Origin of the sequence: Clostridium sp. D43t1_170807_H7 (assembly GCF_015555905.1) — a bacterium.
Classification (GTDB): Bacteria; Bacillota; Clostridia; order Clostridiales; family Clostridiaceae; genus Clostridium.
Genome location: NZ_JADNLK010000016.1, coordinates 19,361 through 45,665 on the forward strand (window position 1 = coordinate 19,361; position 26,305 = coordinate 45,665).

Consider the following 26,305-nt stretch of genomic DNA (forward strand, 5'->3'; position numbering starts at 1 on the left):
TAACCATATCCACTTCCGTATTTTATCTTGTACCAACTTCCGCTTGTTTCTACTATTTCTACTTTTGCTCCATTATTTAACGAACCTATTACAGAATAACTTGTCCCTGCTCCACTTCTTACATTTAGTGCACCATTTACTTTTACTGTTCCACTTTGCGTTGTTGTAGTACTAGTATTGTTGTTACTACTGCTACTGCTATCACTATTTCTAGTTGATGATACTGTTACATAATCCTTACTTACGTAACCATATCCACTTCCGTATTTTATCTTGTACCAACTTCCGCTTGTTTCTACTATTTCTACTTTTGCTCCATTACTTAACGAACCTATTACAGAATAACTTGTCCCTGCTCCACTTCTTACATTTAGTGCACCATTTACTTTTACTGTTCCACTTTGCGTTGTTGTAGTACTAGTATTGTTGTTACTACTGCTACTGCTATCACTATTGCTAGTTGATGATACTGTTACATAATCCTTACTTACGTAACCATATCCACTTCCGTATTTTATCTTGTACCAACTTCCGCTTGTTTCTACTATTTCTACTTTTGCTCCATTGCTTAATGAACCTATTACAGAATAGCTTGTCCCTGCTCCACTTCTTACATTTAGTGCACCATTTACTTTTATTGTTCCAGTTTGTATTGTTGTAGCATTACTATTATTACTATTATTACTATTATTACTTCCACTATTATTTAATATAACATTTGTCGCTAAGTAATCCATTATTCCATTAACAATACCATCTGCAACTTTATCTTGATAGCTGCTAGAACTTAAATTCTTAGCTTCAGTAGGATTTGATATAAATCCACATTCAACTAAGTTAGAAGGCATACTTGCAGTTTGAATTACTGAATAATTAGCAGTCTTAACCCCTCTATTAGTAACATTAGTAGATTGTATTAAATCATTTTGTATTTCAACTGCTAATTCTTTGCTATCTTGTCTTGATGAGTGATAGTAAGTTTCTATTCCTTCAGCACTAGAATTTGTTGCAGAATTTTGATGTATAGAAACAAATATATCTGCTCCCCAATTATTTGCCATTCTAGTTCGCTCAGTCAATGATAAATATGTATCATCATATCTACTCATTTGTACTTGTACACCTTTTGCTTTTAATTTAGCTTCTATTTTTTGTGATATTTGTAGATTTAGTTCATCTTCAAAAACTCCATTTTGAACTGCACCATCATCATATCCCCCATGACCTGGATCAATGAATACCTTATAATAGTCTCTATCAACATTTTTGATTATACTTCTTGAACTAGCTGTTGATACTCCCTGTTCTGTTATACATACTTCTAAAATATATACTGTATCATCTGTTTGTTGAGAAACAAATGTACTACCGACAGATTTCCCTACTAATTCTCCATCAACTATTTCTGCTACATTTTCATTATAAATAGTCCAACCTTCATTTATAGGTAAGTTTATAGCTTCACCAATAGTTAAAACTAATCCATCTTCTAATACAATTTCTTCATCCTTATATTTTTCTAATAATTTAATCAAGTCACTTTCTGATACATTATAAATTTCCTCTGCTTGTGCTATGCTAGAAGGAGTTATTAACATTCCTGAAAGTATCAATAGACTTAATATTTTTAACTTATTAATATTAACCACCTTGCTTTCTATTTACGTATAAGTGAGATTTCAAATTTTAATTTTCTCAATAGAACTTGACTTAAACTCCAAATTTAATCAGTTTAAGTTACACATACTATACTTATTATCTATTTCAAAATAGGCTTCCTATATTACATTATACATGATTTTATGTCAAAATGAATGAAATTTTAATGAAAATTTTGATACAATTTAAATTAAAAACAGTATTTTTCCCACTTTTAATACAAATATAGGAATTGGAGTAAGTAAAATCACAATATAAATTAATATATTGTGATTTTACTTCTATACTATTTAACTTTTTCCCAAGCGATTATTATAAATTCTTTACTATATTTTCTAAAGCTTTATTACTTTAACTAATTCTCCATCTAAACCTATTACTGTCTTATTATTTCTAATATATCCATTTATAATATCAATAGCATCTTTTGATATTACTTCACCTGCACAAATTAATGGAATTCCAGGTGGATATGGAATTAATGCTTCCTTTGAAATTCTACCTACACTTTCATAAATATCTACATACTCAAATTCCATATTAAATACTTCATATGGCTCTAATTCTTTCTTAGGAATTACACTATAATAATTTTGATATTGTATATCTACTATTGATAATAAATCTAATTTTTCAAGTGAATCATATATTTTTTCAAAATTCTTTTCTAAATTAAATGGTGATAAAATTAAAACTACTCCACCTGCAAAACTCATTTCACATTGTATATTCATATTTCTTAAATAATCTAATAACTTATGTCCACTATAACCTTTTGGTAATATCAATATATATCTGCTTGAATCTAAATTATATCCTTTAGGTAAGTCTCTCTCATTTAAAACACTTACTTTATTTAGCTTATTGATTTTATCACTCCATTTATTGGCTAAATCAATTAATTTATCATAATCTTCTTTTCCATAGTTATCTAAATAATATCTTGAATAATCTAATGATGACATTATTAAGTATGATGGTGATGTAGTCATAAATGCTTTCAAATAAAAATCAACATTATTATCATTGTTAACTAAAAGGTATGAACCCTGAGTTAAACTTGGTAATGTCTTATGTGCACTTAGTACTATATAATCTGCATATTTTACTATAGATTTAGGTAATTTTTCAGTTATTCCATAATGAGCTCCATGGGCCCCATCTATAATTATTTTCAATCCCTTTTTCTTTAGTTCTATTAATGTATCAAATATATCATATCCAATTCCAAAATAATTTGGATAAGTCAATATTATTCCCTTTGCACTTTTACATTCATCTAGCGCCTTATATATTTCCTTTTCTGTAGGTGGTAGGAATATACCTTTATCTTCATGAATTACAGGCTCAATATATTTAACTTTTAACTTTCTTAAAATAAGTCCATTATAAATTGATTTGTGGCAATTTCTCTCTACTAAAATTTCATCTCCTTCATTAAAAGCATCAAAAATAGATGCTAAATTACTAGCAGTGCTACCATTAACAACAAAATATGCTTTTTTAACATCATAAGTTTTTGCTAATAATTCTTGAGCTTCTTTTATAACTCCTTCTGGACAGTGAAGATTATCTAATGGATCAACTTCTGTAATATCTAAGAACCCCATATTATTTACAAATTCTTTTCCTATATCATCTCTTAAAAATCCAATACCACTTTTATTTCCTGGCATTGAAAGAATAAGGTTATTCTCTTTTTTATATTTTAAAACTTCATCTAGTAACGGTATTCTTTTACTCATATCTTCCTCTTCTTAAAAAACGAATTTATCATATTATAAACTCTACTTTACAATCAAGTTAATTATTTATTTCTTATCACTTGTACTGTCATATTTTTCAATACCTTATTAGCTGTATCAATAATATAATCTATATGTAGCTTATCTAAATTTTCAGTTTCATCAATGTATAACATACCATCTCCGAACATAGTATCATATGTTGATATTCCCATTGCTAATCTTACACTTTGCTCATTTGCAAATAATCTCTTTAGTCTAAAACTCTTTATTAAAGCTTCAATATCATTCTTTTGTAATATAGACCTATATCCATCAATATTTTTTATCAATTCCTTAACTATCTCTATGGACTTTTCTACATTTTCATGTGCAGTACTATAGGTAATTTTATAAACTTTTATATGTTCTTCATTAGCCACTCTTGTTAATACATCATAAACTAAAGCATTTTTTGTTCTTAATGTATCAAACAGAATAGAATTTACCCCTTCCCCAAAGTATTGATTAAAAATTCTTAATGCTTTTATTTCCCATTGATTTAACTTATCAATAGGGAATATAATTTGAACTTTAGCACTATTAATATCTTCCTTATTATCTATAAATACCCCACTTTTAGGAATAGTAATCACATCTTTAGTTTCAGGTAGTTTTTCACTTCTCCAATCTATAAAGTGCTCTTCTACCATCTCTCTTACTTCTTCAAACTCCAAATCTGAAATAATAGTAATAGTTGCATTATTAGCACAGTAATAGTTATTAAAAAAGTCTATTGTATCATCTATTGTTATATTATTTAATGATTCTTCGGTACCTATAATAGGATACTTAATTCTTCTATTTTCCATACAATTATAATAAAGCTTATCTTCTGTATATTGCTCTAAGTCTTCATCCCACTCTTTAAGTTCTTGCTTTATTACTTCCATTTCTTCCTTAAACCCTTCTTCAGTAAATACTGGAGCTAAAAGAATATCTGAAAACAACTCTAATCCATTTTTTAAATCTTCACTTAATAAAGTTCCATAAAACACAACATAAGGATAATTAGTCATAGCATTTTGGAAACCAAATATACTACTTAATTCTGTATTTATTTCCTTTTCACTTCTTGTCTCTGTTCCTTTATATATCATGTGTTCAGTTACATGTGCAACTCCTAACATTTCACCATCACGAGCTGCACCTGCATCTAATGATATGCATATTGAACTTAATTCACTATTACTCTTTTTATAAATAAATTTTAATCCATTATCAAAAATAAAATCCTTCATTTATGTATCACCTCTTTTTTCATTATATCATTTTTTTGCTTTTTATTATTCTTGGTTGTTTTTTAATATTATGATTTTCTATCTAATCTAAAGTTATGATATCCTCTATTTTTATATAGTATCCTGTTATATAAAAATGTTGTTAACAACACTTTTATATAACATTGATCAATACAATTAAATATTTATTATTATCTTATACTATTTAAATAGCTAGTCTAACAACCATACAATTTAAAATTCTTACTCTTGTAGTTACTTATTTAAAATTTTTGAAACAAAAACAAGCCATTACCAAAACTGATAATCGCCTCATGTTATTATCACTCTATAAAACATTAAACTCTCTTAAATCATTATATAGGTATTACCTTTGCCTTTATTTTATCCCAGGATATATATGTATTTATTTCTGCTTTGACATTAACTTTAAAATTTATTTTTTCCAAAACAGGTTTATCTTTTTTATATTCTATACTGTTTTTATATTCAAAAGCCCTCCAACTTAAATAATGTTCTAAATATTTGCTAGCCACTCCATTGAATTTTCTAAGCCATATCTTTACTTTATTAGAATATGCTATATCTATATTTGAAATTTTATTATCTTTTAACTTAACTTTATTAATTTCATTAAACCCTTTTGCAAAAACTTTTAATCTACCATCTAAAAGTCCTACAACATAAGCCTTTCTATCTAACCTAGGAATAATATTATCTCTTATATCAAAAAGTCCAATAAAATTTCTAGCAGCAAAGATTGGAAGAATATCTATATAATCATTTATTGCATTCACTATGATAATCTTATCTCTTTTTTCTTTATGATATTTTCTATCACCCTTAAAATTCTCATTCAGAACTAATTTTGTTAATTCAACGTATGAACCTATTTTTTCAATATAACTTTTTTCACACAAATCATGTAAAAATCTATGCCTCCAGAAAAATGCCGTTACTAATGTAATATTCATCCTAATGGCACATTCCCTTAAAGATACCCCCTCAAGAAAAACTTCAAAATATTTTTTCCACATATGGTTAAATTTTTTAGAATATCTAAAGGGATTATTTATATCATTATTAAATGTTCTTCCACAATCCTCATTCTTACATTTATATCTTTGAATTCCATTATAAAAACCATACTTAATAACTTTATCTTCATTACAATATGGACATAGATTTTTGTTGTTCTTATTATGCTTTTGACAACTACTATTTGATTTTTTTATATCTCTATTATTAGATTTATTATTCATTAAAATTTTATAGACATTAATCATAATTACATCACCATTTGTAATTTTTAACTTACATCTATAGTAATAAACCATTTTATTTACGTTTTGTAACTTCTTCTAAAATCTTAACTTACAATATTTATATTTAAAGTTTTATTTTATATAAATTTTACTTAAAATTATAAAAAAATAGCTAGAACAGAGATACTCTCTTGTTCTTGCTATTTATCTATATTTATTCAGCTTTAAGTGCTATTGCACATTCAATTCTCTTCTTTTGCATTTTGCATCCTATTTCATAAGGAATATTCATATCTCCATTAAATGCAAAGTTATTTGCTTGACATCCACCACTACAGTAGAATCTTGCCCAACATTCTCTACATTTTGGCTTGTTATAGATATGAGCCTTCTTAAATTTCTTACCTAATTCAGCATCATAAGTATCATCATAAATGCTTCCTAACTTAAATTCTTCCTTACCTACAAATTGGTGACATGGATAAATTTCTCCTTGTGGAGTTATTGCAACATATTCAAATCCTGCACCACATCCTGAAATTCTCTTATAAACACATGGTCCACCATTTAAATCAATGTTAAAGTGATAGAAGTTGAATTCATCTCCTTCTTTCTTTCTTCTAGCCATTTCACTATATAGTTTATCATAGTTTTCAAATATTTCTGGTAAGTGTTCTTCCTTAAGCTCTAAGAAATGTCCTTTTTCTAAAACTACTGGTTCAATTGAAATTTCTCTAAATCCTTCATTTACCATAGCCTTAACATCTTCATAGAAGTCAGTATTAGCTCCTGTGAATGTTCCTCTTACATAGTAATGCTTAGATTTATCTCTCTTTTCAATCATTCTCTTAATGTTTGGAAGTATATCATCATAAGAACCACTTCCATCCACTTTAATTCTTACATTATCATTAACTTCTTTTCTACCATCTAATGAAAGGATTATATTGCCCATCTCTTTATCCATAAAATCCATCATCTCTTCAGTTAAAAGAGTAGCATTAGTAGTCATAGTAAATCTAATATTTTTCTTCCAAGCTTTTTCATTTTCTCTAGCATAAGCTATTATTTCTTTAACCTTGTCCATAATCATTGTTGGCTCTCCACCAAATAGATCAATTTCAATATTTCTTCTTGGACCACTTCTCTTAACTACATAATCTATTGCCTTTTTAGCAGTTTCAACAGACATTACACCCTTATGTCCATTGTATTCACCTTCATCTGCAAAACAATATTTACATCTTAAATTACATCCATGAATTATATTTAAACATACTGCTTTAATATAATCTCTATCATCCATTGATGAATGTGCTATGTCCTCGTATTGATCTCTTGAATATAATATATCTTCATCAATAAGTTCTAATAATTCTTCATAAGCTTCTGATATAGTTTCTTCACCATATTTAGCTCCGAACTCTTTTATAAGCTCTTCTTTATCTCTTAGTTTATTATCATCTACTAAATCATAAACTAATTCATCTACAATATGTACAGCTCCTGTATTAACGTCTAAAACAAAGAAATTATCTCCCTGTTTAAATTTGTGTATTAAAGCCATTTAACTTTCCTCCTAGTACTATTTTTTCCATATATCTTGAAACATATCTTATTTATTCCTAATGTTAATTTGATAAGTTAACTTCTACTAATATATAAAGTTAAGCAGCAACTTTTTTCAAGTTACTGCTTGTCTTTAATTAGTTTTCACACTCTAAGTTAGCAACTGTGCAAGAAGTTTTGCAAGCTGATTGGCATGAGTTTGCACATTCCTTACATCCTGGTTTGCATAAGCTATTTTTGATGTTTGTTTTGTTGATTGTTTTTATGTGTTTCATGTCGAATCCTCCCTATTTCAAATATAATGTTGGTAATTATAGCACAGTTTGTTATGGTAATAAAGAATTTATTTTCTAACACTGTACTGTCTAACCTTTACAGTAAAATATATAAAAAAAATATTTATATTATTACCTTGATTAAAATTTTATTTCCAACAAATAAAACAGCATTTACATTAATAGCAAATGCTGTTTTTTCTATAAAGAAGTTTCTTTTTTTATTTCTTCTATCATATCCTCTTCTGATAAGGTTTTATCATCATATGAACTATAAATATCATTTAAATGTACTGTATAGTATACATTCTTACTCTTCTTTTCCTTTTTATTATTTTTATCTTCTTCACTAACATTCTTAGTTTTTTTATCTATATTATTTTTCACTAAAACACCTGCTGCCACTGATGCTACAACTGCTGATAATGCGCCGAAAATTAATTTTTTATTATTTTTTAGATTCATACTCTTCACCTCACTATTATAAAAATTATATACAGATTAATTACTTTAGTCAATTTACAAAACAACCAAATTCTTATTATATACTCCAAATTTTAAACTTATAAATTTTTTAATTAAAGTTATCTCTTATTATTAACATTCTTCTCACTAATAATACTAATCATTATTTTGATCAAATGTTTCCCTTTCTATATCTATACTATCCTTTACATTATTAAAATTATTTTTATTATGAGATTTAACTATATCTTCAACATTTACAATAGAAGTATTACTACTTTCACTTTCTATAAAAATATCATCATCTATTATACTATCTTTAAATTTGTTCATAATTTTCTCCTTACTCTCCTAACTTCTTATTTATTAAATTAATAATTTCCTCAATATTTTCATTTACATCTATATCACCATACCAATTTTCTAAATCTTCCTGTTTATTATCTCCAAAATATTTTGCCTTAAGTATTATTTCTGGCCTATATTCAAAATGTAGGATGTCAAAATGAGCCCACTTTCCTCCCCAAACAAATCCATGATTCTCAAAAGCATTAACAATTTCCTGTGGATAAGAAGCTATTCTTTTGCTTCCTTCCTTCTTAGATACCCACTTCCAATAATCTGAGTCATTTCTATTTAAATCAATTGAAATTCCATATGCATGTGCACTTAAAAGTCCAGTATCTTGTATATGTCTATAATTATATCCACCACTTAATAGAGCTACATAAGATTCATCGCGTGACCCTCTTTGAAGTGTATTTGCAATATCATTTAATGCAGCTTTCAGCTCTTCACTGGCTTTATTAACAGTACTGAACATTACTGTTCCATAATAAGTTGATATTGACTTTAAGTTTTTCTCAATTTCACTTTTACTTTCTCCATACATGGCTCCTAAAAATCCATAATTTCTTATTCTACCTGGATCATAATTATCATCCATTACTTTATCAATCATATTTAGTGGATAAATATCGCTTAATGTATCTTCTAAATCAGCATTAAAAAACTTTTGATCATAAGTTTTTTCTTTTTTATCATCATATAATATTTTCTTACCATTTTTCATTACGATATAAATAGAATCATTAGAATCTTTTTCTATATCTATTATTTGCTCAGGATAAGCTAACATAAGAACTAATAAATCTTGTTTTACATGAGTAATATACTTACTCTCTTCTATAGTAATTCCATAAACCTTATATGGTATAACTAATAGTATCATTACAAAACATATTATTTTGATTCCATTTTTCATCTACCTCACCTCTTATAGATACAATTTTGTTTCGATTCTTCTATCATATTCTGACCAATTTCCTGCCTCCGTTTTTTCTTTTATTTGAGATATTTTATTCATGGTTGCATCTATAGAATCTGCAGAGTTAAGAATAAATGATTCCTCCATTCTCATTTCTCTTGGTGAACCATATTCAAGCTTTCCATGATGTTGTACTATACATCCCTTCATTCTAATCATAAAATCATCTGAATAAAATCCTGGATTATCATTAAATGCTTTATCAAGCATTTCTGTCCCAATTACTATATGACCTTCCATTTCTCCTCTAAGTGTATATTTAAAAGGTCCATCATAATATAACTCATATATTTTTCCTATATCATGAAGCTTTGCTGCAAGAATTGCAATCTCTTTATTTCTACAATCATACCTTTCACAAAGCATAATAGTTAAATACATAACCCCTAATGTATGCTCTGCTAATCCTCCTATATAATTATGATGCATAGAAACTCCTCCAATTGCTCTTTTAAACTTTTCTAAAAAATCTTCATCTTTAAAAAAGTAATCATTTAAGGCTTTTCCTTCTCTGGATATTATATATTCATCTGTATATAATTCAATTTCATCCATAATATCTTCTATATTTCTTTTAACTGCAGGTAAATAATCTATAGAATTATATTCATCTACAAAATCATATTTTTTCACTTCTAAATTAGTATCTTTTTTTCCTTCTATTTGAATAACTTTACCTTCAACAATATCTCCTGCTTTATTTTGTATCGTAGCTTTTATTTCTCCAGTTTTATCTGCTAAAATACATACCACTTTAGTAGTGTCTCTAAAAATCACTCTCATAACCATTAATGATATTTTTATTTCACTTCCATTTTTAACATTTGCTAAAAATACATCTTTCTTCATTATCTATTTCCTCCAAAGCCCATAAATATTATAATTTAGTTTAACCTAAAGAATGTTAAAATATTTTCTTAATCACTTTAAATCTATCCCTATTTTTATTTCATTATTATTAATATTCCTATATATTTAGTTCTACATATTTATTTATAAAAATAATAAAGAGTATTTAAAGCCTAAATATCTTTTAAACTTTAAATACTCCATTAAATTAATATTTAATAATTATTAATCTATTCTCCAATTCCACTTTTTTCAAAACTTTCTGTGAAACCATGTATTAATTTATTTATTGGTTTCTTAAGGAACAATGAAATAAGTATAAATATTGCTCCATATATTAAAAGTACTACTATATCCTTAATTAATACACTTTGAACAACTCCACCAATTGCTTCTCTTGCAAATGAAATAGCATAAGTAAATGGTAAAAATGGATTAATAACTTGGAAGAACTTTGGTGTTAATTGAATAGGGAATGTTCCTCCTGAACCACCAATTTGTATTACCAATAATACAATACCTAAAACTTTACCTATATTTCCAAGAACAGAGCACATTGAATATAAAATCAATGTAAATATAATACTTGTAAACACACTAGCCAATACAAATAATAATGGATTTACACAATATATTTTTAATATATATAAATCTCCTAAAGCAACTATTATAGCTTGAATTATTGCTATACTCATAAATAATAGCATCTTTCCAAAATATTGTGATGTAGCTGAATACTCACCTTTAGCCTCAACCCTTAACATTGAAGATAATAATAATAATCCTACCCATAATGATAATACTGTATAGAATGGTGTCATTCCTGTACCATAGTTACCCATTGGGAATAACTTATTTTCTACTATGTTTACTGGATTAGATAAAAAATCACTTCTTTTTTGAACATCACTCTTTAATAAATCAACTATTTTTTGTAAGTCCCCACTATTATTAATACTTCCAACTTTACTAACTAAGTCATTAATCATATTTTCAGCTTCTGGAAGCTTTTCTTTAACAAACTCAATTCCTTCAATACCTTTATCTGCACCTTCATAAACAGTATTTAATAGATCAGAAACTTGTGGTAATTTTTCTCCTGCTGCACTTAATACAGATGCTGCATTATCAGCTGTAGTATATGCCTGATCAAAAATATTATTTATCTTTGCTGCTATATTAGAGTCAAAATTATTATATAAATTTCCTGATATACTACTAATATCATTTGCAAAAGCTACAACATTATTTAATAAATTTAAATCTGGTTGTTGTCCATTTGCTAAATTATCTTTTACTGTATTTAAAGCAGTTATAGCAGAATTAACACTACTATTTACATTTTGTAAAGTGCTAATTATATCATCAAATTTTCCTGGATTAAATTTATTCATAGTTTGAAGAATACTTATTAATGAATCCGCACTATTATTTATACTACTTAACTTATTAATCAAACTATCTATCATTGCTGGAGCATTTTCTGAACCAGCATTTATTGCATCTATTAATGCACTTGTATATTTAGAAACATCATTAGCTATTTCATTTAATAGTTTAATATCATTCTTAATTATTGGTGCTATATTATTTAAGCTTTCTTTTGAAGAAGCTAAGAAATCTTTAACTTCACCACTTAAACTTTGTGCATTTTCAATAGTTTCCTTTATTTTAGGAATATCTTGTTGAACTCCACTTACTAATGTTTTTAGTTGTTCAGCACCACTTCCTGCTAAATTAACTATATCATTAATATTTCCAAAATGACTTTGTACCTCTACTAATGAATTATAAATTGTTCCAATTTTAGGAATTTGATTTTCAAGTTCTATTCCAATCTCATTTCCTAATCCAAATATTGCATCACTTACAGTAGAAACTACTGCTTTAGTTACATTTTCTTGTATTCCACTTGCACCTTTGTCTGTAAGCTTAGGTGCTATGGCATTTATTTTTTCATTTACTGTATAAATTATATTTCCCTTTTGAACATCTTCAGTAACAATAGATGTTAAATTTTTAGAGAAATCTTCAGGAATAGTAATCATTGCATAATATTTTCCTTCTTCAACCATTTGAGTTGCTTCATCTTCGCTAACAAATTGCCATCCCATTTGCTTATTATCTTTTAACTGATCTACAACATCATTTCCTAAATTAATCTCTTTACCATTTAAAGTTGTTCCTACATCCTTATTAACAACTCCAATTTTTATACCACTTGTTGCTGATTCTGCATATGGATCCCATGATGCCTTGATATTAAACCAAGCATATAAAGAAGGTAAAATACATAATGCTATAACAACAATAATTGCCCCATAATTTTTAAAGATATTTTTTAAATCTCTTCTAAAAATTTCAAATGCACCTTTCATTTTTTCTTACTCCTTTGATTTTTACTTACTAATAGAGTATATTTTAGCACTTTGGTACTGAAATTCAAATTTTAGTTTTCTGCTATTTTTTTGCTTTTCCCCCTATTAATCATTAATTTTCTATAGATTTATACGTTTTTTCTACAATTAAATAAAAAAAATTTTTAATACTTTTTAAACATGATATTAACATTTTATTCATTTTTTCTTTTATATTTCATTCTTGTTTTTTGCTTTTTTTAAATTAATATACTATTTAAATTTATTAATTTTCCAATAAACTTAAATTTATATGTACAAATTTCTACACTAAAATTATTTTTAGTGTATACTAATATAGATACTAAAAAATACTGAGGAGAAAATAATGAACATGTCATTTAATGAACTTAATTTAAATTCAAATATAATAGAAGGTTTAAAGCTTCAAGGAATTACTTCTCCAACTGAAGTACAAAGCTTAACAATTCCAAAAGCATTAGAAAACCTAGACATCATTGCAGAATCACATACTGGTAGTGGAAAAACTTTAGCTTACATATGTCCTATTTTTCAAAAAATAAATACAGAAAAGAAAGAAATGCAAGCTATTATACTTGCTCCAACACATGAATTAGTTATGCAAATTGATGTACAAATAAAATTACTTGCAAAGAACTCAAATATGAATGTAACTTCACTTACTATAATGGGTGAATCTAATATTGAGAAACAAATTAAAAAACTTAAAGAAGTAAAACCTCATATAATAGTAGGTTCAGCTGGAAGAGTTCTTGATTTAATTAAAAAGAAGAAAATATCTGCCCATACTATAAAAACTATAGTTATGGATGAAGCTGATACACTTTTAGCTAAAAATAAATCTACAATAATTAAAGACATAATTAAAGCTACTATGAGAGATAGACAACTTATGTTCTTCTCTGCAAGCATGAATAATGCAGCCTTAGAAATTTCTAAATCATTAGTAAAAGAAGTATATATAGTAAAATCAGAATCTAAATCAGTTCTAAATCCAAATATTTCTCATATGTTTATTACTTGTGAATTTAGAGATAGATTTGAAACTTTAAGAAAATTATTAGCAGCTGAAAATCCTGAAAGAGCTATAGTATTTATTAATAATAGTACAGAACTTCAAAATATCAATGAAAAATTAGATTATCATAAAGTTAAATCTACAGCTATATTCGGAAATGCTTCAAAAGAACAAAGACAAAGATCAATCGAAGCTTTTAGAAATGGTAAATTTAATGTGTTAGTTTCTTCTGACGTATCTGCTAGAGGTTTAGATATTCCGGAAGTAACTCATATTATAAGCATGGATTTCCCTGCAAATCCTGATGAATACTTACATAGAGCTGGAAGAACTGCACGTGGAAACCTTTCTGGTTCTTCAATTTGTATAGGTACAAAACGTGATTTAGAATCTATAAAATCATACCAAAAAGCCTTTAAAATTAAATTTACAGAAATGAAATTATATGGCGGAAACTTAATACCAGTTAAATTTTAAATATCAAAAAAATAGATAATACGCTTTGTATTATCTATTTTTTAAACATCATTTTAAATACTACCGAATTTTCTTTACAAAGAATCTTATAACTAATATTTTCATGTTTATCTAATATAGTTTTTACTATATAAAGTCCTAATCCAGTTCCTCCAGTTTTTCTATTTCTAGATTTATCAACTCTATAGAAAGCATTAAATATATTACCAATTTGATCACTAGGAATTGTTATACCCGTATTTTCAACAGTTAATTCATAGCTACTTAAATTTATAATAATTTTCTCATTGAAAGGTGAATGAGTAATAGCATTTTTAACTATATTAGTAATTACTTTTTTTATTAGCTTTTCATCTGCAGTTATAAAAACATCTTCCTTAATATTAACTTTTAAGGTTAAATTCTTTTCATCAATAAAATATTTTAATTCACTAATTATAATATTAGTAATTCTACTTATATTTACATTTACAAAATTATATTTAAACTCACCATTTTCTCTTTCACTTAAATGTAATATCTCCTGCACTAATTCGTTCATTTTTTGTATAACACCATAAGATTCTTTTAAGTATTTATCCCTATCTTTATACTTTCCAATATTATAAATCATTCCTTCTAATTGTCCATTAATTATAGTAATAGGTGATTTTAATTCATGAGAAATTGTTGCAATGAAATCTCTTCTTTCCTTTTCTAATCTTCTTTCCATTTCTATTTCTTCTGCAAGCTGTGAATTCATTCTTTCTAGCTTATCAAAAGATTCTTTTAAATTCTTATTCATTAAATTTAAACTGTTAGATAATTCGCCAATCTCATCTTCACCATTTATTTCAATAATATTGTCAAAATCTAAGTTTGCCATCTTCTTAGCAACCTTATTTATCTTAATTAAAGGCCTACTTATTAAAAGTGCATAAAAAATAGAAATTGTAAAAGCAATAATTATAATTGCAATAATAGCAAATGGGAAAAATAAAACAATACTATCTGCTGCTTCATTTTCTGGGCTTATAGGGAAGTGTACTATCATATGATATACTTTATTTAAACTTTTTATATAAACAGCCTCATCTATATTTAAACTTCCAGTTTTATTAATTAATTTATATACAAATTGCGTTGTATTTAAACTTTCATCTACATTAAGTTGCAAATCATATTTTTCAAACATTTGAAATCTTTCATACTGTTTATTATTATATAAAAATGGTATATTATTAGGCGAATTTGCACCTTCCCTAAATGATGAATATATTATACTATTAATTAAATTATTATTCTTACTTACTAAAATAATATCTATATTATTTTTATAAGAAAAACTATCTAATAACTCATCTATATCTATATCTTCATCAGATCCTAGCTGGCTTTTTAATTCTTCTATTCCTGATTTAACGCTATTAACCTTATAAAACTCATAGACTCTTGGCATAAAGAAATATATACATATGTACAGAAGTGTAAATGCTATTATTATTATTAAACTACTCCATATAAATAATTTTTTCTTTATACTTAGATTTTTCCACTTATTTTTCAAGAACATATCCTACACCTTTAATAGTTTTTATATAGTCCTTCTTTATTTTCTTTCTTATATTTTTCATATGTGCATCTATAACTCTAGTATCTCCAAAATAATCATATCCCCATATTTTCTCGATTAAATTCTCTCTAGACACTACTGTTGGATAACTACTTATCATTAACTTTAATATATTAAATTCCTTTAAAGTTAACTCTATTTCTTCCTCATCAATATAAGATTTAAAAGTTTGTAAATCAAGTTTTAAGCCTTCAAATTTTAATACTTCATCTTCAGATTTTTCTTTATTCTTTCTTCTTAAGACAGCCTCTACTCTTTTAATTAATATATTAAATGAAAATGGTTTGCTTATATAATCATCTGCATTTAAATCAAATCCCTTTATTTCATTTTCCTCATCACCTAGTGCTGTTAAAAATATAATTGAAACTTCTTTATCTATATTTCTTATCATTTTACATAATGAATGACCATCAAGTCTTGGCATCATTACATCTAAAATTACTAAATCATATTCTCCTGACTTAAATTTTTCATATCCTTCTACTCCATCATTTGCTGTATCTACTATATAATCTTGTGAAGATAGAAACTCTACTATTAATTCTTGTATTTGATTATCATCTTCTACTACTAAAATTTTATAATTCATATTTTCCTCCAATAAGTTATATATATTTAATTTTACCATACTACTTACTTTTACATACTGAATTCATTTAAACTTCAGTTTTTTATATTTAATTAAAAAAGGTAATTACTTAAAAATAATCACCTTTTTACACTTATTTCAACTATTTATTTCTCTATATTACTTGTAGTTGCCTTTGAAACCTCTACTGCATTATCAGAAGATGTATTGTTAGTAACTGCATTGTTAGCAGCTGAATTCTCAGTAGTAGTCTCATTGCTAATTACACCATTAATTTGAGCAATATTTTCCTCTGCTTGATTCAAAGTGTCTTTTATATTTTTAAATTTATCCATTAAAGTATCATATCCACCACATAAAATCACTTCTAATATTAATGAATTTATAAATAATATATAAACAAATTCTACTGTTATATCAGCTTTTCCTATCACAACTTGTACAATAATAAGGTGTATAACCGCTAAAATAAAGGTGTACAACTTTGTAGGTATTTTTTTTATAATAGGAAAATTCTTAGTTGTAAATACTATTAACTCCACAGCCACCAATGTACCTGCAAATGATGAAAGAAAACTTTCAGTTACAAAGTTAGTTATTTCCATATATCACTCACCTCCTACTATCTATCTCCCTATTATGAATAAATGCAATTATGTTGAGAAGTGATACTTTTATTTTTAAATAAGACATATACTTTTTTCTAATTTAAACATCTCAAAAACCTATATATTTACCACTTAAAATCATTGTATGTTGTTCCTGAAGGAATAGATGATACAGTTTCATTTCTATCTATCTTATCAATTTTTATTATATCTTCCTCTGATAGCTCAAAATTAAAGATATCAATATTATCAGTCATTCTTCCATAGTGGGATGATTTTGGAATAGGAATAATGCCTTTTTGTATATGCCACCTTAAGGCTATTTGAGCAATACTTTTATTATATTTTTCAGCTAAATCCATCATTAAAGGAACTTCTAATAATTGACCTTTCATAATTGGGCTCCACCCTATAACTTGTATCTTATAATTATTGCAATAATTAACTAATTCTCTTTGAGAAAAGCATGGATGTACTTCAATTTGATTAACCATAGGCATTATTTTGACAGTTTTTCTTAATGCTTCTAAATGTCCTATCTTAAAATTACATACTCCAATAGCTCTAACCTTACCTAATTCATAAAGATCTTCAAAGGCTCTCCAAGTTTCGCTATTAAGTTCTGTAGGCCAATGTATTAATAACAAATCTAAGTAATCAATATCTAATTTTCTCATGGACTCCTCAAATGATTTTATAGCTTTATTATATCCATGACTGTCATTCCAAACCTTTGTTGATAAAAGTATCTCTTCCCTTTTAACTCCACTTTCTTTAATTGCTTTTCCTATCCACTCTTCATTACCATAGAAGGATGCTGTATCTATAAATCTATATCCTAACTTTAATGCATATTTAATAGTATCTATAGTCTCACTTTCATCTTCTAATTTATAAGTTCCAAATCCAATACTTGGTATACTAATACCATTTAATAAAACCCTGTAGCTATCCATAACCCCTCTCTCCATTTACTTCATATTTAAGATATTATTATCTAATAATCTATCACTACTATAATACTTATTAATTAAAACATTATTTAATGCTTTTTTTATTAATATTAATCATATCTTCAAAGTAAACATAATTTATATCATCTACATATTCTTTTATATCAAACCCAAATCTATTTTCTAATAATAATGAACTTATAAAATCTCTAGCTCTACCCTCTTCATTATCAAATTTAATCTCTCTATCTTTTCTAGAATCAGGCAAATTTCTTTCTATAGTATTTTCTATTATTCTTTTACTATGATATAGTGAGGTTACAAAACTTATAAATCTTTTTTTATCTGGTGCAATTTTATTTAAGTAACAATCTATCCCATAACTCTCCTTAACCTTATTATAAAATTTAACTATTTTATATACACTAACAATCCATTTATTTTCCTGAAATCTAGATATTTCTCTAAATTCATTAATTATTATTGCTTTTCTTTCCTCATCTAAATTATTGTTCTGAAAATCTTTTATTTGCTTGTCCCACCATCTCATAATAAACTCTTTTTCCGGTAAAATACATCCATCTTCATACTCTGATATTAATGATTCTTGTTTATATATAGGAATATAGTATTTTTCATTTAAAATTTTGTAATAATTTATTTCTTTTTCATGAGAGTCAATAATTAGCTTTTCATATTTTCTATAATTTTCTTTATACTTATACATATTAATGTTCCAAATAAATCCTATAGAATCAAGCTTATTGATAAACTCTTCATTTAATATATTTTTATTATAAAGAGTTCTTTGAAGGCTAACCCAACTATATAACCTTGAATACTCATCATCTTTAGGTACATTTAAATGTCCATTAACCTCTTTAAACTTCAATAAACTTTCAAAAGATTCATCCCAATTATAAGTAATTTTTCTTTCTATATTTTTTAGCTCTGAAATTACATCTTCATGTTCTTCATAAAGTGAAAGACGAATCTCTTCATCATATAATCCTATTTGTCTTCTATAAAGATTATTTATTACCTTTGCTTCTTCTAATTTTTTTCTAAAATTAATAAGTTCTAAATTATCTATATTGTCTACAAAATCAAACACAATTGGTTTTTCATCTATTGCATCAGCTGTAAGACAACGCCCTAGCTGTTGATAATATACACTTGGTGATTTAGTATTTCTAAGCATGACTATTCCAGTTATATTACTAATGTGTATACCCTCATTAAGTTTGCTTATAGCAAAAAGTAACTTTACTTCATTTTCATTATTTTCACTTTCAAAAGCTGCTAAATTTTCCTTACTTTTTGTATTAGTTGAGGTTATAACAAAAGAGCTTACTTTAAAATTCTCATTTAATGCACTTTTAAACCACTTAACAACTTCATCTTTCATTTCTCTTAAATGTTTATTATTTTCGCAAAAAACTATAAACTTTAATTTTTTATTATCAGGCAAATGCTTTTTTATTATAGATTCTACCCTACTTTCTTTCTCCCATTTGCTCTTATATATATTAAGTTCTTCTATATACCTTTTCTTATCTTCTAATGATATATTTAATTTCTTCATTAACTTAAGCTTTTTATCAATTTCTTTGTCTAAATCATACATTGCAGAAACATAAATAGGCATAGGTAAAATTTTTCTAACTATTGCTTCAGAAAGACTTATTGGAGTAGTTGAATTTCCATAAAGCAGTTCATTAATCATATCTCTATTATTATCTAAAAATCTAATTGGAGTTGCTGAAAGTCCTACAACTTTAGCAGTATTATTTTCATGTAATACATATTTAACAGCTTTTCCCCAACTCAAGGCTCCAGCTCTATGCATTTCATCTAAAATAACTAAATCAACATCTATATTGTCTAACTTTCCCTTTGAATACAAAGAGAAAAATTTACTATAAGTATAAAATTTACACTTAGTAATACTCCAAGGTGCTATTATTTTTAATCTATCTAATATTTCATTAGTAGGTGCTAAAACCATAGATTTCTTATATCTATAATCAAATAAAAGTTGAAGTATAATAAAACTTTTTCCTGTTCCTGTTGCATTAGGAACTGCTACTCTATTATTATTTTCTAAAATTGCTTTAACCTCTTTATAGGTATATCTGTTATGTGGTTTTAAGTCAGGCAATAATATTCCAACATTACTTTTTTCAGTATAGTTATTTATCAGATCTTCTACAAAATCAAAATCTTCTAAAGACATGCTTGTCTTATTAAACATATTTGCATTTTCTACGTATCCGTTTAAAGAAATTATCATAAAGTATTTACAGTTATACTTTTTGCCACTTTCTTTTTCAAACTTTAATAATTCTTCAATAATATCGTGATTACCTAAAGGTCTCATAGTATTTTTAGCTTGTATTATCCAAACTGTCTTATTAGGATTATCTTGTCTGGACAGTATTATATCTGCTCCACCATCATGGGAACCACCATTTATAGTTGCTATATATCCATTTCCCTCAAATAAGAATCCTAAGTACTCTTCAAATATTTTTCCTTTTATAAGCTTATCTATAGAATTAAGCTTTTCTTTTATTAAATATATATTTTTCTCATATGTTAATTCTTTTAACTCATTTAATATATTTTTAATATTTCTCATTTTCTACGTCTTACTCCTAATTGTCACTAATTCCACAAAAATTATATATGCTGTATAATTAACTTTACTTAATTATACAGTAAAAACAAAAGAAATTTTTTATTTTAATAAATATATAACTATACTTATTGAATAACATTTTAGTATCATTAGCAATTAAATTTATTATTTATATTAAACTAAAAAGACGTCCTAAACTTTAATTTAAGACGCCTTTTCATATAATAAAAAACATATTGACTATTTTTCTTATTTTCCTTTTTCTATTAATTCTTCTATCATCTTCTTAGGCCTAAATCCAGTCATTCTATTTAAAAATTGACCATCCTTTAATAATATTAATGTAGGTATTGATTGTATTTGATAATAATTTGCTAAAAATATTGAATCATCAATATTAACTTTAATAATTTTTACATTTTCATTTTCATTATTTATTTGTTCTAATATTGGTGAGAGCATTTTACATGGTCCACACCATTCTGCATAAAAATCTACCAAAACTAATCCTTCATTTATTTCATTAATGAATTCTGATTCCTTAATAACTTTCATATTAGTTCTCTCCTATAATTTATAAAAAGACAGTTCTCAACACTTAATTTTTTGCCTTTACTAAAATTATATTCATTTAACTATTTATTGTTTCCCCTTAAATTAACAAAATGTGATTTTATCACATATAATCTTTATTTTAGCCTTTTTTTCTTGTGGCTCGTGATTTTTTTATAGATATACTTTTAGTTGGAGGTTGTTTTCTGATATATCTCAAATACCTTGCGATTCTTTCATCTTTCTCTAAAGCTTGTAGTGTATTTAATCTCATTGCAAGCTCCTTATTAGTATATAAAGCATGAATTTGTTTATGACAATCCTGACATAGTAGTGCCACAGGCAATTTTGCTCCTCCAACTTCTTTTGGTATTAAATGATGCTCAGTAATTTTAATAATTCCTTCGCGCTTACATAACTCACAAATATATCCTTGCACTATAATCTCACCTACATATCAATAATAATTATATTGAATAAATACTTATATTTATAACTACTATTTATAAATATATTTTATACCTACTTTTTTTACAAATCATTCAATATATATTTATACAATTTACTATATTACTTATATTATACATTAACTTATTTAGAAATAAACATACCATATTTACCGTTAATTGTAATATATTAATTTTTATGTTATTATTGTTTTATAATAACATATATAAAATAAGAGGGAGAGATTTATATGGAAAATAAAAAACTTGGTGGGGGTATACTAACCATATCAATACTTTATCTAGTATTTTTAGGCTTTGGACTTATCGATAACATTATCAGCTTTTCAACTTTAGATCAAATTAATGCTTTATCATCTCAAATGGGAATGCCTCAACTTACATCTGCGGAATTAATTATTAGTATTATTTTAAGCTTAATTTTATTAATTGGAGTAATTTTAATTTTGTTAAAAAAGAAAATAGGAGTTTATACTTTCTTTACAGTAATAGTAATAAATGTTATCTATTCTTTAATAATGAATGGTTTAAGCATACTTGTTTTAATTTCAACATTAATAAGCTTAATATTACCTGGTTTACTTGCATACTTTATATATAAAAAGAAAGAAGTATTTGGATTTGAAAGTAAAGAAAATACTTTAGATGCTTAATGAATATTTAAAATAAGGAAGCTAAAATAATAGCTTCCTTATTTTCATATCTAATTATATATAGCCTTTATTGGATCTAATTTAGAAGCCTTATATGCTGGAATAATACCAAATATAATTCCAACTATAACAGATGTTAATGTTGCACCTATAAAGTTTCCTACTGACATTATTGCCGGAAAAGGTAAGAAATTACTTACTAATTTACTAAATAAATATCCACATAGTATTCCAATAAGACCACCCATTCCAGTAACTATAATAGCCTCAAACAAAAATTGTAATAAAATACTTATGGGTTTAGCTCCTATAGCTCTTCTAATTCCAATCTCTCTTTTTCTTTCTGATACAGATACATACATTATATTCATAACACCTATACCCCCTACAAATAAAGATATTCCTGTTACTAATGTAATAAATCCTGTTACACTACCTATAATTTGTTCATAAGCTTTTGTTATAGCTTGTGAATCTTCAAATTTATACTCTCCTTCTAAATCTGAATGTATATTTTTTAATACTGTATTCATTTCATCTATTATCTTTTCTTTATCTACATTTGATTCTAAATATACATCTAATTGCGTTATATATGAATTATCTTGAATAGAAGTCATAAAATTTTTAGAAATATAACTTGATGCTGGCATTATTGAAAATCCTGTTACTTCCGGCATTACACCTATTACTTCATATATTTCATTAGCTATAGTTACACCTTTTCCTATAGCATCTTCAACATTATCAAATAAATACTCTGCTTCTGTATAAGATAGAATTATAACCTTATTGTCCTCTTCTTTAGCCTCATAACTTCTACCTTCTAGTACATTTAACTGCTTATTATTAAAACTATCTATGAATCCATAAGTTTCTTTATCAAAATATGTTATTGCTGCTGCTGAAAATGTAAATCCTGCTCCAATTCCTTGTGGAATTTCAACTTTACTAACACCTTCTATTTTAGATAAGTCCTCTATATCACTTTCATAAAAGTACTCTTCCACAATCATCATTCCTGTATTTCCTGAATCATAATATAAAGTGTATTTATTAGACTCTGCTTCTTCAAAAGAACTTAAAACTTCAGCCTTTAATCCATTTCCTATAGATAAAATAGTTACAACTGAACTTATTCCTATAATAATACCTATAGATGTAAGAAATACTCTTAATTTATGAGATTTTATACTAGATATAGATGTTTTTAATAAGTTAATTAGGGACATTACTATTCACCTCACTAGCTACTCCATCTTTTATCATAATAATTTTATTAGCATATTTAGCTAAATCTCTATCATGAGTTACCATTATTATTGTCTTCTTTTCTTCATTTAATCTCTTTAAAATTCCCATTATTTCAATTCCAGTTTCACTATCTAATGCACCTGTAGGTTCATCTGCAAAAATAACTGAAGGATTATTAATCATTGCTCTAGCTATTGCAATACGTTGTTGCTGTCCACCTGATAATTCTGATGGCATTCTATTTTTCTTACTTTTTAAACCTACTAAATCTAAATATTTATTAACTAACCTTTCTCTTTCTTTTTTAGCAACACCACCTTTATAAAGCAATGGTAGCTCAACATTTTGTCCTATTGTTAAAGAGTCAATTAAATGAAATTGCTGAAAAATAAATCCCATATTAAGATTTCTAAGAGTTGATCTTTCTGATTCATTTAAACCAATAACATTTTGTCCTTTTAATAAATATTCACCATCATCAAAGCTATCAAGTAAGCCTAATAAGTTTAATAAAGTTGTTTTTCCACTACCTGACTTTCCCATAATAATAAGAAAATCACCTTCTTCAATTTTAAAATTTATGGACTTTAATACATGTAGAGAATCAGTTTTTAACTTGTAATACTTATTTACATTATTTAATTCAATTAAACTACTCAACCTTAACCCCCGCCTTCGTTTCTGAAGTAGGATTTTTCATAACTACATCATTAGCATTAAGTCCTGATTCAACTATTACATATTCACCATCTTCTTGTTGAATTAAAATCTCTACCTTATCTAAAATACCATCCCTATTAATAAAGACATAATTTTTCCCTTCTTCATTTATTACTGATGTTTTAAATACTTTTATAGTGTCATCACCTAAAGTAACTTTTCCTTGAGAGTGGAAACCATTAATTAAATTCTCTTGAGAATTTAAAGTAATTAAAACATTATAATAAGAAACATTAGTATTAGTTGTTTGAGTAACCTGAGATAAGTTTAATTCTGTATTACTTACAGGTCTATCATCTATTTCTAATATTTTTCCATCTATTGTTTCATTAGTAGAAATAATATTAATGCTTATATTATCATTAACCTTAATCTTAGTGTAGTCCTTCTCACTAACAACACCTTTTACTATTAATTCTTGACTTTCAATAATTATATATGGTTGTGTATAATCTTTTTCATTTGATGATAATACAATTGTTCCACCTATAGATGCAGTTACAACAAAATTTTTATCTGCTGCTAATTTTTCTTTTTTGTTATATAAAGAATTTAATGTTGTTTTAACACTATCTATTTGATCTTCATATGCAGAAACTTGCTCTTTATATGCCTGAATTTCAGCAGTAGTTTGTTGAATATTCATACTAATATTATCAGCCTCTACTTGATCTTGAAAATTAAATTCTTCTAATTGTTTTTTTAATTTGTTTAATTGATTCTCTTTTTCTGCTAAATTATTTTTTGCATTAGTAAGCTTATTATTTATAGAAACCTTACTATTTTCATTAGATGTTATTTGCTCACTAATTTCTTCTATTTGGGCTTCTATTGTAGGATTATTATAAGTAAATAAACTATCTCCAGCATTTACAGCTTGTCCATCTGTAACATGTACTTCACTTATTTCTCCCTTTGTAGAATCTATATAAATACTTTCACTTTCTCTTGGTGTAAGAACACCATTAATAAACACTTTTTCTACAGAAGCTATTTTATAATACTCTGATTTATTAACTGTTTTATCGTTTATATTCTTCTTTAAAAAACAAAATCCTATGGTACTAGCAATAATAATCGTTGAAATTATTGTTATTGTAATATATTTCTTCTTCATATTGTCCTCCAATCTTTTCCTTTTTATCATATTTTAACATAGATTTTATCTTTTTCCAAAATATTTGAACATTCTAAGTAATACTATAATAAGCTTTAATATTAAAGTGTTTTATAAATGATCCTGTTCCAAGTATTTTATTAAAAGCTTCTCTAAACATTGTGTTATGGGCTTCTTCACGTTGTAATAAATAAAAAATAAATCTTTTATTTCTTATTCTCTACTCTAAAGCTTTGAATAAAATAAGTTAGAGCTGCTGTTAATTCACCATTAGCTCCGCCTAATTGCTCTTGCATTATATTAGCATATGTTGAATTAGGTTTTCTCAACTTTAACTTGACGAATTAAATGTTTCTCATGTTTGAACATAATTTAACCTCTTTCTTTCTAATACTTAACTTAACTATAAAAGTTCCTTATTAGTTTTTCTCACTTTGTTAATGTTATGCTAATTTCATGCTATTTTTATTAACCTTAATAAATCAATATACTTATTATTGCTAACTTATAAATTTAAAATACTTCTAAAAATAAAAAACAACAATTGTTGACCCTAATCAATAATTGTTGCTTTTATACATAACTATTTTAATAATAAACATAAAATTTTACTTCTTATTAAATTGTAATTTATATACTATACTATTGTCATAAAAGAAAGTAAACCATAAGTAATTTATAAATAAAATAAACCATAAATAATTATGTGTTACAAACCCTTTAAGTCCTATTAATGATAATAATCCTAGAAATCCTAAATATTTATATTTTTCATACTTCATAATGTAGCCCCCTCACAAAATATACT

General features: G+C 26.0%; 24 protein-coding genes and 1 pseudogene. 2 read left to right on the plus strand and 23 right to left on the minus strand.

Annotation, left to right across the window (positions count from 1 at the left end; genetic code table 11):
- The 11 genes from I2E98_RS11095 to I2E98_RS11145 all read right to left on the minus strand — a co-directional run.
- Positions 1–1,649: N-acetylmuramoyl-L-alanine amidase (locus tag I2E98_RS11095; RefSeq protein WP_195468982.1), on the minus strand; the 1,649-nt coding region annotated here is incomplete at its 3' end.
- A gap of 345 nt (positions 1,650–1,994) precedes the next feature.
- Positions 1,995–3,404, minus strand: a complete 1,410-nt coding sequence (locus I2E98_RS11100) for an aminotransferase class I/II-fold pyridoxal phosphate-dependent enzyme (protein WP_195468983.1) — start codon at positions 3,402–3,404, stop codon at positions 1,995–1,997.
- Between the two features lie 62 nt (positions 3,405–3,466).
- The gene (locus I2E98_RS11105) at positions 3,467–4,684 is read right to left on the minus strand and encodes a pitrilysin family protein (RefSeq protein WP_195468984.1); all 1,218 of its coding nucleotides are present in this window, start codon (positions 4,682–4,684) and stop codon (positions 3,467–3,469) included.
- Positions 4,685–5,040: 356 nt separating this feature from the next.
- Positions 5,041–5,970, minus strand: a complete 930-nt coding sequence (locus I2E98_RS11110; RefSeq protein WP_195468985.1) for an IS1 family transposase — start codon at positions 5,968–5,970, stop codon at positions 5,041–5,043.
- 193 nt (positions 5,971–6,163) lie between these two features.
- A complete protein-coding gene (scfB, locus tag I2E98_RS11115; RefSeq protein ID WP_195468986.1) occupies positions 6,164–7,516 on the minus strand; it encodes a thioether cross-link-forming SCIFF peptide maturase in 1,353 nt (450 codons plus the stop codon).
- A 139-nt stretch (positions 7,517–7,655) separates the two neighbouring features.
- Positions 7,656–7,793 (minus strand): six-cysteine ranthipeptide SCIFF, encoded by a 138-nt coding sequence (gene scfA, locus I2E98_RS11120; RefSeq protein ID WP_003371542.1) that lies wholly within the window; start codon positions 7,791–7,793, stop codon positions 7,656–7,658.
- Positions 7,794–7,994: 201 nt separating this feature from the next.
- Positions 7,995–8,258, minus strand: a complete 264-nt coding sequence (locus I2E98_RS11125; RefSeq protein ID WP_195468987.1) for a hypothetical protein — start codon at positions 8,256–8,258, stop codon at positions 7,995–7,997.
- A gap of 156 nt (positions 8,259–8,414) precedes the next feature.
- A complete protein-coding gene (locus I2E98_RS11130) occupies positions 8,415–8,591 on the minus strand; it encodes a hypothetical protein (protein ID WP_195468988.1) in 177 nt (58 codons plus the stop codon).
- Positions 8,592–8,601: 10 nt separating this feature from the next.
- Positions 8,602–9,522, minus strand: a complete 921-nt coding sequence (locus tag I2E98_RS11135) for a M15 family metallopeptidase (protein ID WP_195468989.1) — start codon at positions 9,520–9,522, stop codon at positions 8,602–8,604.
- Between the two features lie 12 nt (positions 9,523–9,534).
- Complete coding sequence (locus I2E98_RS11140; protein WP_195469019.1) at positions 9,535–10,437, minus strand: 3'-5' exoribonuclease YhaM family protein; 903 nt, start codon at positions 10,435–10,437, stop codon at positions 9,535–9,537.
- A 227-nt stretch (positions 10,438–10,664) separates the two neighbouring features.
- The gene (locus I2E98_RS11145) at positions 10,665–12,812 is read right to left on the minus strand and encodes a YhgE/Pip domain-containing protein (protein ID WP_195468990.1); all 2,148 of its coding nucleotides are present in this window, start codon (positions 12,810–12,812) and stop codon (positions 10,665–10,667) included.
- A 367-nt stretch (positions 12,813–13,179) separates the two neighbouring features.
- Between I2E98_RS11145 and I2E98_RS11150 the strand changes: the two genes are divergently transcribed.
- Positions 13,180–14,328 carry a DEAD/DEAH box helicase gene (locus I2E98_RS11150; protein WP_195468991.1) on the plus strand — a complete coding sequence of 383 codons (1,149 nt, stop codon included), beginning with the start codon at positions 13,180–13,182 and terminating at the stop codon, positions 14,326–14,328.
- 34 nt (positions 14,329–14,362) lie between these two features.
- On the opposite strand, the gene I2E98_RS11155 is transcribed toward I2E98_RS11150, so the two are convergent.
- The 7 genes from I2E98_RS11155 to I2E98_RS11185 all read right to left on the minus strand — a co-directional run bounded on the left by I2E98_RS11155 (position 14,363) and on the right by I2E98_RS11185 (position 21,725).
- On the minus strand, positions 14,363–15,880 hold the full coding sequence (locus I2E98_RS11155) for a HAMP domain-containing sensor histidine kinase (protein WP_195468992.1): 1,518 nt from the start codon (positions 15,878–15,880) through the stop codon (positions 14,363–14,365).
- Entirely contained in the window at positions 15,864–16,532 is a 669-nt protein-coding gene (locus tag I2E98_RS11160) for a response regulator transcription factor (protein ID WP_195468993.1), read from the minus strand. Before I2E98_RS11160 ends, I2E98_RS11155 begins: the two co-directional genes overlap by 17 nt.
- Before the next feature lie 146 nt (positions 16,533–16,678).
- A complete protein-coding gene (locus tag I2E98_RS11165; RefSeq protein ID WP_195468994.1) occupies positions 16,679–17,137 on the minus strand; it encodes a hypothetical protein in 459 nt (152 codons plus the stop codon).
- Between the two features lie 128 nt (positions 17,138–17,265).
- Positions 17,266–18,096, minus strand: coding sequence for an aldo/keto reductase (locus I2E98_RS11170; RefSeq protein WP_243251092.1), 831 nt, complete (start codon positions 18,094–18,096; stop codon positions 17,266–17,268).
- Positions 18,097–18,178: 82 nt separating this feature from the next.
- The gene (locus I2E98_RS11175; RefSeq protein ID WP_195468996.1) at positions 18,179–20,734 is read right to left on the minus strand and encodes a Helicase associated domain protein; all 2,556 of its coding nucleotides are present in this window, start codon (positions 20,732–20,734) and stop codon (positions 18,179–18,181) included.
- Positions 20,735–20,983: 249 nt separating this feature from the next.
- Positions 20,984–21,289: a thioredoxin gene (trxA, locus tag I2E98_RS11180; protein WP_195468997.1), complete on the minus strand. Its 306-nt coding sequence runs from the start codon at positions 21,287–21,289 to the stop codon at positions 20,984–20,986.
- 139 nt (positions 21,290–21,428) lie between these two features.
- Positions 21,429–21,725, minus strand: a complete 297-nt coding sequence (locus I2E98_RS11185; RefSeq protein WP_291655780.1) for an HNH endonuclease — start codon at positions 21,723–21,725, stop codon at positions 21,429–21,431.
- Positions 21,726–21,983: 258 nt separating this feature from the next.
- Between I2E98_RS11185 and I2E98_RS11190 the strand changes: the two genes are divergently transcribed.
- Positions 21,984–22,406, plus strand: a complete 423-nt coding sequence (locus I2E98_RS11190; RefSeq protein ID WP_195468998.1) for a hypothetical protein — start codon at positions 21,984–21,986, stop codon at positions 22,404–22,406.
- 50 nt (positions 22,407–22,456) lie between these two features.
- Here the strand turns inward: I2E98_RS11190 and I2E98_RS11195 are convergent, their stop codons facing one another.
- From I2E98_RS11195 to I2E98_RS11215, 5 genes and pseudogenes are all read right to left on the minus strand, one after another.
- A complete protein-coding gene (locus tag I2E98_RS11195) occupies positions 22,457–23,638 on the minus strand; it encodes an ABC transporter permease (protein WP_195468999.1) in 1,182 nt (393 codons plus the stop codon).
- Entirely contained in the window at positions 23,625–24,320 is a 696-nt protein-coding gene (locus tag I2E98_RS11200; protein ID WP_195469000.1) for an ABC transporter ATP-binding protein, read from the minus strand. The genes I2E98_RS11195 and I2E98_RS11200 overlap by 14 nt, the downstream gene beginning before the upstream one ends.
- On the minus strand, positions 24,313–25,497 hold the full coding sequence (locus tag I2E98_RS11205) for a biotin/lipoyl-binding protein (protein ID WP_195469001.1): 1,185 nt from the start codon (positions 25,495–25,497) through the stop codon (positions 24,313–24,315). Before I2E98_RS11205 ends, I2E98_RS11200 begins: the two co-directional genes overlap by 8 nt.
- 209 nt (positions 25,498–25,706) lie before the next feature.
- Positions 25,707–25,866 (minus strand): annotated as a pseudogene (locus tag I2E98_RS11210) (manganese catalase family protein); the annotation flags it as partial.
- A 239-nt stretch (positions 25,867–26,105) separates the two neighbouring features.
- A complete protein-coding gene (locus tag I2E98_RS11215) occupies positions 26,106–26,279 on the minus strand; it encodes a DUF3796 domain-containing protein (protein WP_195469002.1) in 174 nt (57 codons plus the stop codon).
- Between the last annotated feature and the right edge of the window lie 26 nt (positions 26,280–26,305).

What these genes read in the sequence shown, in the direction of transcription:
- I2E98_RS11100 (WP_195468983.1), bottom strand. Translation starts at nt 3,404, where the DNA reads ATGAGTAAAAGAATACCGTTACTAGATGAAGTTTTAAAATATAAAAAA.
- I2E98_RS11105 (WP_195468984.1), bottom strand. Translation starts at nt 4,684, where the DNA reads ATGAAGGATTTTATTTTTGATAATGGATTAAAATTTATTTATAAAAAG.
- I2E98_RS11110 (WP_195468985.1), bottom strand. Translation starts at nt 5,970, where the DNA reads ATGATTAATGTCTATAAAATTTTAATGAATAATAAATCTAATAATAGA.
- scfB (WP_195468986.1), bottom strand. Translation starts at nt 7,516, where the DNA reads ATGGCTTTAATACACAAATTTAAACAGGGAGATAATTTCTTTGTTTTA.
- scfA (WP_003371542.1), bottom strand. Translation starts at nt 7,793, where the DNA reads ATGAAACACATAAAAACAATCAACAAAACAAACATCAAAAATAGCTTA.
- I2E98_RS11125 (WP_195468987.1), bottom strand. Translation starts at nt 8,258, where the DNA reads ATGAATCTAAAAAATAATAAAAAATTAATTTTCGGCGCATTATCAGCA.
- I2E98_RS11130 (WP_195468988.1), bottom strand. Translation starts at nt 8,591, where the DNA reads ATGAACAAATTTAAAGATAGTATAATAGATGATGATATTTTTATAGAA.
- I2E98_RS11135 (WP_195468989.1), bottom strand. Translation starts at nt 9,522, where the DNA reads ATGAAAAATGGAATCAAAATAATATGTTTTGTAATGATACTATTAGTT.
- I2E98_RS11145 (WP_195468990.1), bottom strand. Translation starts at nt 12,812, where the DNA reads ATGAAAGGTGCATTTGAAATTTTTAGAAGAGATTTAAAAAATATCTTT.
- I2E98_RS11150 (WP_195468991.1), top strand. Translation starts at nt 13,180, where the DNA reads ATGAACATGTCATTTAATGAACTTAATTTAAATTCAAATATAATAGAA.
- I2E98_RS11155 (WP_195468992.1), bottom strand. Translation starts at nt 15,880, where the DNA reads ATGTTCTTGAAAAATAAGTGGAAAAATCTAAGTATAAAGAAAAAATTA.
- I2E98_RS11160 (WP_195468993.1), bottom strand. Translation starts at nt 16,532, where the DNA reads ATGAATTATAAAATTTTAGTAGTAGAAGATGATAATCAAATACAAGAA.
- I2E98_RS11165 (WP_195468994.1), bottom strand. Translation starts at nt 17,137, where the DNA reads ATGGAAATAACTAACTTTGTAACTGAAAGTTTTCTTTCATCATTTGCA.
- I2E98_RS11170 (WP_243251092.1), bottom strand. Translation starts at nt 18,096, where the DNA reads ATGGATAGCTACAGGGTTTTATTAAATGGTATTAGTATACCAAGTATT.
- I2E98_RS11175 (WP_195468996.1), bottom strand. Translation starts at nt 20,734, where the DNA reads ATGAGAAATATTAAAAATATATTAAATGAGTTAAAAGAATTAACATAT.
- trxA (WP_195468997.1), bottom strand. Translation starts at nt 21,289, where the DNA reads ATGAAAGTTATTAAGGAATCAGAATTCATTAATGAAATAAATGAAGGA.
- I2E98_RS11190 (WP_195468998.1), top strand. Translation starts at nt 21,984, where the DNA reads ATGGAAAATAAAAAACTTGGTGGGGGTATACTAACCATATCAATACTT.
- I2E98_RS11195 (WP_195468999.1), bottom strand. Translation starts at nt 23,638, where the DNA reads ATGTCCCTAATTAACTTATTAAAAACATCTATATCTAGTATAAAATCT.
- I2E98_RS11205 (WP_195469001.1), bottom strand. Translation starts at nt 25,497, where the DNA reads ATGAAGAAGAAATATATTACAATAACAATAATTTCAACGATTATTATT.
- I2E98_RS11215 (WP_195469002.1), bottom strand. Translation starts at nt 26,279, where the DNA reads ATGAAGTATGAAAAATATAAATATTTAGGATTTCTAGGATTATTATCA.